The following is an 8,042-nucleotide window of genomic DNA, read 5'->3' as shown; positions in this document are numbered from 1 at the left end:
GCCGTCGGCCCGGTAGCCGGTGTCGCAGACGGCACCCTTGGTGCCGGAGTAGACGGTGCTCCAGCTCTTCGTGGTGGCGTCGAGCCGCTGCATCTCGTACCGGGCGATGTCGGCGGCATTCTGTGCGGTGGTGACCAGCTCCGGTGCCGCGTAGGGCTGGTCGGCCGGGCAGGCATCCCATTCGACGAAGGGCGCGGCGGGCGGCGTCCTGTCGACGGTGGTGACGAGCTTGTCGGGGCTGCCGCCGGAGACATTGCCCGCCTTGTCGACGGCCCGCACCTCGTAGTAGTAGGCCGCTCCGGTCTTGGGCAGCGCGCTGTCGGTGTACGACGTCGCGGTGGTCGTCGCGAGCTGCTTGCCGTACGGCGCGCCCTTCAGCCGCCGGTGGACCCGGTAGTTCGCCAGGTCCATCTCCTTGCTCCTGGACCAGGTGAGCTTGGCGGCGCCGGTGGCGGAGTTGTACGAGACGGCCGCACCCGTCGGGATGAGGGGCTTGACCTTGTCGTAGGCGGCGGAGGTTCGTGGCGTATAGGCGAACCTGACGTTCGCGGAACCCGTCCAGTTGACGAAGTCGAAGCGGATCGTGTGCTTGCCCGCCGGGATCGTCACGTTGACCGTCTTCGTGACGGTGGCGGAGACGTTCTTCCATACGTCGATCTTGCGGACGCCATCGACATAGACGCGCATTCCGTCCAGGGCGGAGGCCGTGAACGTGAAGGGGCCACCGGAGCCGAAGTCGCGCGTCACCGACCAGCGCACGCCGAAGTTGTTGGACGGCACGCCGGAGACGGGGGCTCCGCTGCCCCAGTTCTGGTCGATCGTGGAATCGCAGTCCGTCTTCTTCGGCGTACCCGAGAACGTCGTGTTCGCGAAGAACTGCCGTGTGAAGACGGGGGGAGTACAGTTCGCCGCCGCGGAAGCAGGTACGGCGGTGGCGTAGAGCACTCCGCCTGCCGTGGCCAGGGCCAAGGCGGTGGCGGTCGTGCGTCTGGCTGGGTTCATCAAGTCCTTCAGTCCTGTTCGGCGGCCGATGTCGGTCAGACGTCGCCGAACAAGACAGACAAGAGGGCCGGTTGGTTGTACGAGCCTCAGCCGTGACAGCTTCAGACGCTGGGACACGGTCTCCGTAGCGACTCCCGTGCCCCATCCGCGCCCTTCAGAGCGGAGAGCAGCGGTCATGTACGGGTCCCGGAGACCACAGCCGATCACTCCACCCCAGGGGAAAGCGCAGGGCAGGGGCACCTCTTCGGCTGGAGGGCGGCTGCTGCTCCCGGAAACTCGTGGACAGAGCCGGCCACATGTAACTCACCATCCGCTGCGGCGTCATGGCCGATGCGAGGTCCGATCGCGCAGCGGTATGAAGTCCCAGCGCAGTCTCTTCTTCTCATCCACTGCGGGGGTGCAGCCGTTCAGGGGATGGCCGGTCTCAAGAGACGTGGCGATCGTGTCCATGAGCACCGGCAGGGACGTCCACATCTCGTGTGATCCACGCATGACGCCTTCCGTGGCCTCGGCCTCATGGACGCGCCCCCGGTCGCTTTCGGGACGGTGGTCCAGTACGAGGTAACCCCCGCCGAGTTCCCGCGCGAGGGGAATCAACTGCGGATGCCCGTACAGGACGCTGCTGGCCCCGGTCTTCATGAAGTCATAGTCCACCTCGTCGCCTTCCTCATCTGCCGTGCGCTTGTCGTGGAAGCTGGTGAAAAGTTCCCACTGAGCTGCTGTCTGACGTGTGCTCAGAAAGCTGTAGGAACCGGGCAGCAGAGAACTCCACTGGTCGAGGAGGCCGTCGTGTTGCAGCAGTGACGTCACCAAGGGCTTGAGGAGCGGCCGGCCGATGACGCGTTCGGTCGCGGCGATGTCCGCCGGATCCGCGGGTGGAGCCAGCGCAGCGTGGGTCGTCGGTGCGTGCTCGGACAGCCAGTCCTCGATGCGCGTCCACGACTCACTGATCGATGCGGTCATGCCATGGCATCCTGCCACCCGGTACTGACAGCGTCCGGGCAAAACCTCTTGGTGGCCACGCCCCCGGTACATCCGGCCTGAGCCATCTCCGCGGCAGGCATCGCGGGCTGCCCACCCGTCAGTACCGTGTCCCATCCGTGCTCTTCGGAGCGGGCCGCAGCGGGCGAGCGCGGCTCCCGGAGACCCTGCCGGCCCCACCCGGTCCGGGCGGAACATGCGGGCCGAGGCCATTTCGGCAGTCCAAGCACCGTTGTTTCCCGAGCTCGGAGCGCGAGTCCGCTTCTCTCGTCCGCTCTTCGACCAAGGACCTGGCCGCAGGACAGGGCCTTGTTTGCCGGCTGGACCATTTTTTATGGCGCATGCCGTTCGCGCACCCTGCCGGCGGGTGTGCCGGGTGGCCGGATTTCGATGAAATCGCTGATCAGAGGATTGGCATCGGCCGCGCGGTTTGCCGAGACGACTCGGGCCGGGGCGATGCCCTCGATGGGGACGGTGATCAGGCTCGGGGCGCTGTGAGCGCAACGCGACGTGCGCCGCCCCGTGCGCCCGAGGGCCGAGCCGGACTGCTCCTTGAGCTGGGGGTGGGGCGATTCAGCCCCGTTCCGTGGAACCGATTCGCTGAGACAGAACCCGGACGTGTGCAGGACCGTTTCAGGATCGACTCGGGCCTAGTGTCATCGGTGCACGCAGGAAGCACCGCAACCGAAAGCCGATGGAGATCATGATGCGTTCGCGCCTCGCCGCCCGTTCCACCCGTCTCTTCCTCGCCATCGCAGCCGTGACGGCCATCGCTGCCACCTCCACCGCCTGCGACGCCGACGACGCCAGCAGCGCCTCGGCTCCCTCCGTCGGCAGCGGCGGGAGCGGCAGCCCTTCCACCAGCGGATCCGGTTCCAGTGCCTCCGGTTCCAGCGGCTCCTCCGACTCCAGCGACTCCCCTGTCAGGACCGCCGACTCCGGCGACGGCGAGAAGAGCGGCTACGGGCAGTCCTGCGGCACCAACGACCTGGACTTCACGGTCACCTCGGAGTCCCAGGCCGGCGGTTACTACCTCGTCACCGCCAAGGCCAAGTCCGGTATCACCTGCTACCTGGACACCAACACCCCCAGCGTGTCCTTCGGCTCCGGCACCGACGGCGTCGCCTCCCCTGTCGGACAGGGTGGCGAAGACCCCATCGAGCTCACCGGCTCCACCGTCGCGTACACCGGTATCAGCCCCAAGACCACCGACAGCGATGCCGGCAAGGAGTTCGAGACCGTCATCATCGCCCTCACCGACGACGATCCCCACCCCGCCGAGCTCAAACTCCCCGACACCGCCAACGTCGACAAGCCCATCGTCACCAACTGGGCCACCAACCGCGCCGAGGCCGTCCCCGTCATCGTCTGACGAACCCGAACCCGAACCCGAACCCGCTGCGGTGGTGATGTCCGCGGAGGCGGTACGGTCCGTGGATCTGCTGTGGCCCGTGGCGGCCGGCCGGCTTGCCACCGCCGTCCTGGCCTCCCTGTACCCGGCCGTCCTCACCGTCCTCGGCCTCACGCTGCTGAACGAGAAAGTCGCCCGCGTGCGGATGACCGGACTGATGAGCGCCGCCGCCGCCATCGTCCTGCTCCCACTGTGATGACGCGCATGTCCGCGTTCCCTTCGTCTCTCCGATGTCGTCCGGCACCGGGACGGCCGCTCCCGACATGGATCAGCCGGCGAAGAAGTCGCCCAGGGAGCGGACGAGCGCATCCGGAGCCTCTTCGGCCACGTGGTGCCCCGAATCGATTCCGTGGCCCCGTACGTCCGGTGCCCACTTCCGCCAGATCTCCAGCGGGTCGCCGTAGAGGTCTTCGAGGTCGTCCTGGATCGACCACAGTGCGAGGGCGGGGCACTGAATCCGCACACCGGCGGCCCGGTCGGTCTCCTCATGGTGCCTGTCGATGGTCAGCCCGGCCCGGTAGTCCTCCAGCATCGCCCGCACCACCTCAGGGTTCCTGGTGGCCTCGCGCCATTCGTCGTGGTTCTCCTGCCCCATGCGCTGCGGGTCGCCGCGGTACCAGCTGTCCGGGTCGGCGTTGATGACACGCTCGGGGATGTCCGGCTGGGCGAAGAAGAACCAGTGCCACCACTGCGTGGCGAACTTCGCGGTGATGCGGGACAGATGCTCGCTGACGGGCAGGCAATCGATCAGCGCCACCCGTGAGACCACGTCGGGGTGGTCGAGGACCAGTCGCAGTGCCACTGCTCCGCCTCGGTCGTGCCCGGCGAGCAGGAAGCGGGAGTGGCCGAGCGACCGCATGACTGCCACCATGTCGCCGGCGACCACGCGTTTGGAGTGGCCCGCATGGTCCGCTGTGGGTGCCGGGCCCCGGGAGCGGCCGTACCCCCGCAGGTCGGGGCAGACAACGGTGAATCCCCGCTCGACCAGCTGAGGTGCGACCCTGTGCCAGGTCGCGGAGGTTCTGGGATGGCCGTGCAGCAACAGCACCGGGGGCCCCTGGCCGCCCCAGCGGGTGAAGATCGATGCTCCTTCGACCGGGATCCGCTTGGATGCAAAGTGTTCGAACATCGTCCCAGTGTCTCTCAACCACGCGGTGCTCTACGGGAGTTGCGGCATACGAGGGCACGCCAGGATTCCGGACAGGGCGAGGTGCTCCTCGGCTGGAACGCCGAGGCGTGAGAGCGTCGCCGACGTGCCCCGTCCGGGCTCTTCGGGACGGCTCCCAGCGGCCCTGGACCACCCCTCCCCCGCAGGCGCGTGAAGGGGGCACGCTGTTCCGTCGCACCCTTCGCCGGCCGAAGCCGGTCGCGCTCCTGGCGCCCGGCAACGACGGCATGACCACGCGGGACGCCCGGCTGGAGATTCCAGCCGGGCGTCCCGCTGAACTGCCGGCAACAGCCGTGCGACCCGCAGGCTGCTCCGCCCCTGAATGCGCCACAGGGAGGAGGGCTCATGCCGTCTGCGTGCCCTCCAGGCCGCCGTCAGGTCAGATCGTCGGTGTGTCGTCGACGATCTCCTTGTGCGGTTCGACAACGAACTTCCAGCCCTCGCTGGGCTCCAGGAACCGCACGCGGGTCGGGTAGATGTCCAGGGCGCGGCGGTCGCGGTTCTGGCTGTTCGTGTTCTTCCGCGCCCGGGCCGGCTCCTCGTACAGGTCGACCTTGACGTCCGGCACCGCGACGACCTCCTCGCTCCAGCGCTGGACGACCCCCGCTCCGAACGCTTCCCGCGCGGCGGAATAGAGCGAGTCCAGCGACTCCCTGTTCCCGTCGGGCACGAAGAGGGCGAGGTTCAGGAGGACGCCGGCGCTCCGGAGGACCTCGATTTCCTCCCCCGCCTTGTCGGCAACCCAGATTCCGCTCTCTTCGGCGTTGTCCGGGAGGACGTGGATTTCCTCACCGAAGACCGTCCTCGCGGTGAAGGCCCCTCCCTCGAATTCCTTACCCGGCTTCGTGAGGAAAGCCGGGGCGTAGCAGTCGAGAGGAAGACCTTCCGTCCCCGCCGAGACGAAGATGCCGTCCTGGAGCCCCAACTCTGCAATATCCTCGGCCGCGAGACGTCGAGCCGTGACCTTCTCGGTATTCACGCCATTCCCCTTTTGATCGTGGCGTCCTGTGAATCAATAAGACTCTATCACGAAAACGATCAGCCACTTCCTGTAACGCATATCCATGCACTCATGGCGGAAGGGGCCGGCCTCCGAGTAATTCGTTCCCGAAGAACGGTGGACAAATCCTCCCGCATCACAGGCAAAACACGGCACCCATAGAAAAATGCGGCAACAAACAGGTGATTATCTCGCTTCCGGCACTTCTTCAGCACCGAAGTAGAGGCGGGGCCGGTCGACTGTGCGTGTACCGCCCGCACGGCGCTGTGGTCGCGCAGAGTGGACCCCATGACGACATCCGCAGAGCTGCTCCGCGCCTTCGCCCGCACCCGCGCCTCGCTCGACGGCGCGGAGGTCACGTACTGGTGGTCCGGAGACGTGTACTCCTGGGCCCCCGAGGAGCCTTACCGGCGCGTCTTCGGTTTCGAGGGGGTCAACGTCGCCCGCCTGGTCCAGGGCCCCGAGGCCGGACCGGACGCCTACCGGCTGCTCTCCCGCGAAGCGGCCTTCTATCTGGACCCCGTCACCCGCGAGATCCTGGAGACCTGGCAGGACCTGCCGGTGGTGCACGTCTGGAACGACCCGGCGAACCAGACGTGGGGTGCCTTCCCGGTCCCGACGACCGAACTCGGCGGGCAGGTCTGCTTCAGCCTGGAGATCCCGCTGGCCTATCCCTCGCCGCTGCCGGTGGCCCAGTACCCCGTCCACTCGGCCGGCGACACGTACAAGGCCCTGGAGCTCTTCCAGTTCTTCGCCGACCGAGCCGACCTGGCCGGCCCGGCGGCCGGCGTCCCTGCCACCCTGTCCTGGTCCCGGATGTCCCCGTGGCTCCCGTGGATGGCCCGCGGCCAACAGCCCGGCGGCCTCACCTTCCACTGCCGGGGCCGCAAGCTCGGCTCGTACGCCGAGGTCCCCGAGCGCACCCGTGCCTACATCGCCGGCCGCCACCCCGAGTTCGCCCGGGCCCCGGAGGAGTGGAGCGAGCCGAACGAGACCAGCTGGACGTACTTCCGCAAGCTCAACCCGCCTCAGCAGCCGAGGGACTGACGCCGGCGTCCCGGCAGGGCGCCCCGTCACCACAGCGGGCCCGACACCGCTCGGTGTCGGGCCCGCTGTGGGTCATCGCGTGGGCGGGGAGCCCGGCCGGCACCCCGCCTCATGGGTCAGGCCCGGGAGCCCGCCTCATGGGTCAGGCCTGGGAGCCGGCCTTGCGGCGGCGTACGACGAACACCGCGCCGGCGCCGATCGCCAGGGCCGCGCCGCTCGCGAGGGCGAGCTGCGACGTCGCGGACGAGCCCGTGGCGGCGAGGGCACCGCTGACGGGAGTGGCCGACGTGCCGCTCTGCGGCTTGAGGTCCGAGGTGTTCGGCTTGGTGGCGCTGGGCTTGGCGTCGTCGACCTTGCCGAGGTCGCTGCCCGCGGCGGCGATCAGGAACTCGTAGCCTTCGACATCCGGGCTTCCGCCGCAGGCGCCGTTCTCGTTGAAGTAGCGACCGGCGACGAAGGTCATGCCGTTGCCCGCGGGGGCCGAGGCGTCGATCGTGAGGCGCATCTTGACGTCGGCGTGGGTGTGGGCCTTCAGCGGGCTGATGGCGTCCATGTAGTGCTCGTTGTCGACGGTCTTCCACGTCTTGGACGAGCCGGACGACCACTGCAGGTGCACCAGGTCGTCGATGTCGTTGAGCCCGCTCTTGTCGGTCGCGTGGATGTAGGCGAACGGAAGCACCTCGTCCATCGTCCTGTTGGTGCCGTTGGTCACCCGGAGGTTGAAGTTGACCTTCGTGCCGGCGACCACGGTGGACGGCAGGCCCGTGATGACCGTGGTGAGCTCGGGCTCGGGTACGCAGTCCTCGTCCTCCTCGCCGTCCTCGCCCTCCTCGGCGGCCTCCTCCTTCGCCTTGGCCAGCGCCTCGTCGGCGGCGTTCATGGCGGCGAGGGCCTTCTTGGTGTCCTGCTTCGCCAGGTGCAGCGCCCGGGCCGCGGCGACCCGCTCGTCGTCACGCGCGTCGTAGGCCGCATCGAGCTCGGCGTCGGCGGTGGCCTTGGCCGCGTCGGCGGCCGCAGCCGCGGTCTTCGCCTCGGTGAGAGCCGCTTCGGCGAGGGCCTTCTCGTCATCGGTGGCCGTGTCCGGGAGGCCGTCGAGCGCCGCCTGGGCGTCGGCGACCGCCTGGTCGGCGGCGGTCTTCGCGGCAGCCGCGTCGGCCGCCGCGGTCGCGGCTTCCTTGGCGGCCATGGCCAGCGGGGTGGTGTCCTGCATGACGGCTTCCACGGCCGCGTAGGCGACTTCCTCGGCCGCCACGGCGACTTCGTACGCCTTCTTCGCTGCGGCAGCGGCCTTCTCCAGCTCCGCGATGGTCGGCTTTTCCTGCGTCTGCGCTGCCGGCTTGGCGTCGGCGAAGGCGGGTGCGGCCGACAGCAGGAGGACAGGCGTGGTCACTGCGGCGGCAACAGCGGTGGCAAGCATGCGGCGAATCTTCACA

Annotated in this window: 8 protein-coding genes; 3 read left to right on the top strand and 5 right to left on the bottom strand. The window is 68.5% G+C overall.

Going from position 1 to position 8,042, the window contains the following annotated elements:
• Positions 1-1,002: PA14 domain-containing protein (locus tag VN520_RS12685; RefSeq protein ID WP_325746992.1), on the bottom strand; the 1,002-nt coding region annotated here is incomplete at its 3' end.
• 321 nt (positions 1,003-1,323) lie between these two features.
• Entirely contained in the window at positions 1,324-1,965 is a 642-nt protein-coding gene (locus tag VN520_RS12680; protein ID WP_325746991.1) for an SMI1/KNR4 family protein, read from the bottom strand.
• A 724-nt stretch (positions 1,966-2,689) separates the two neighbouring features.
• Here VN520_RS12680 and VN520_RS12675 point away from each other — a divergent pair.
• A complete protein-coding gene (locus VN520_RS12675; RefSeq protein ID WP_325746993.1) occupies positions 2,690-3,355 on the top strand; it encodes a DUF4232 domain-containing protein in 666 nt (221 codons plus the stop codon).
• A gap of 61 nt (positions 3,356-3,416) precedes the next feature.
• Complete coding sequence (locus VN520_RS12670; protein ID WP_325746990.1) at positions 3,417-3,590, top strand: hypothetical protein; 174 nt, start codon at positions 3,417-3,419, stop codon at positions 3,588-3,590.
• 72 nt (positions 3,591-3,662) lie between these two features.
• On the opposite strand, the gene VN520_RS12665 is transcribed toward VN520_RS12670, so the two are convergent.
• On the bottom strand, positions 3,663-4,523 hold the full coding sequence (locus tag VN520_RS12665) for an alpha/beta hydrolase (RefSeq protein WP_325746989.1): 861 nt from the start codon (positions 4,521-4,523) through the stop codon (positions 3,663-3,665).
• 418 nt (positions 4,524-4,941) lie between these two features.
• A complete protein-coding gene (locus VN520_RS12660; RefSeq protein ID WP_325746988.1) occupies positions 4,942-5,541 on the bottom strand; it encodes a hypothetical protein in 600 nt (199 codons plus the stop codon).
• A 309-nt stretch (positions 5,542-5,850) separates the two neighbouring features.
• On the opposite strand from VN520_RS12660, the gene VN520_RS12655 reads away from it, so the two are divergent.
• Complete coding sequence (locus VN520_RS12655) at positions 5,851-6,609, top strand: DUF1838 family protein (RefSeq protein WP_325746987.1); 759 nt, start codon at positions 5,851-5,853, stop codon at positions 6,607-6,609.
• Positions 6,610-6,751: 142 nt separating this feature from the next.
• Here the strand turns inward: VN520_RS12655 and VN520_RS12650 are convergent.
• Positions 6,752-8,042 (bottom strand): LPXTG cell wall anchor domain-containing protein (locus tag VN520_RS12650; RefSeq protein ID WP_325746986.1); only part of this gene is annotated, 1,291 nt, incomplete at its 5' end.

The sequence above is a fragment of the Streptomyces sp. genome, from assembly GCF_035563135.1.
Lineage (GTDB): Bacteria > Actinomycetota > Actinomycetes > Streptomycetales > Streptomycetaceae > Streptomyces.
The sequence above is the reverse complement of the archived record's forward strand: the minus strand, read 5'-3'. Positions and strand labels throughout refer to the sequence as shown.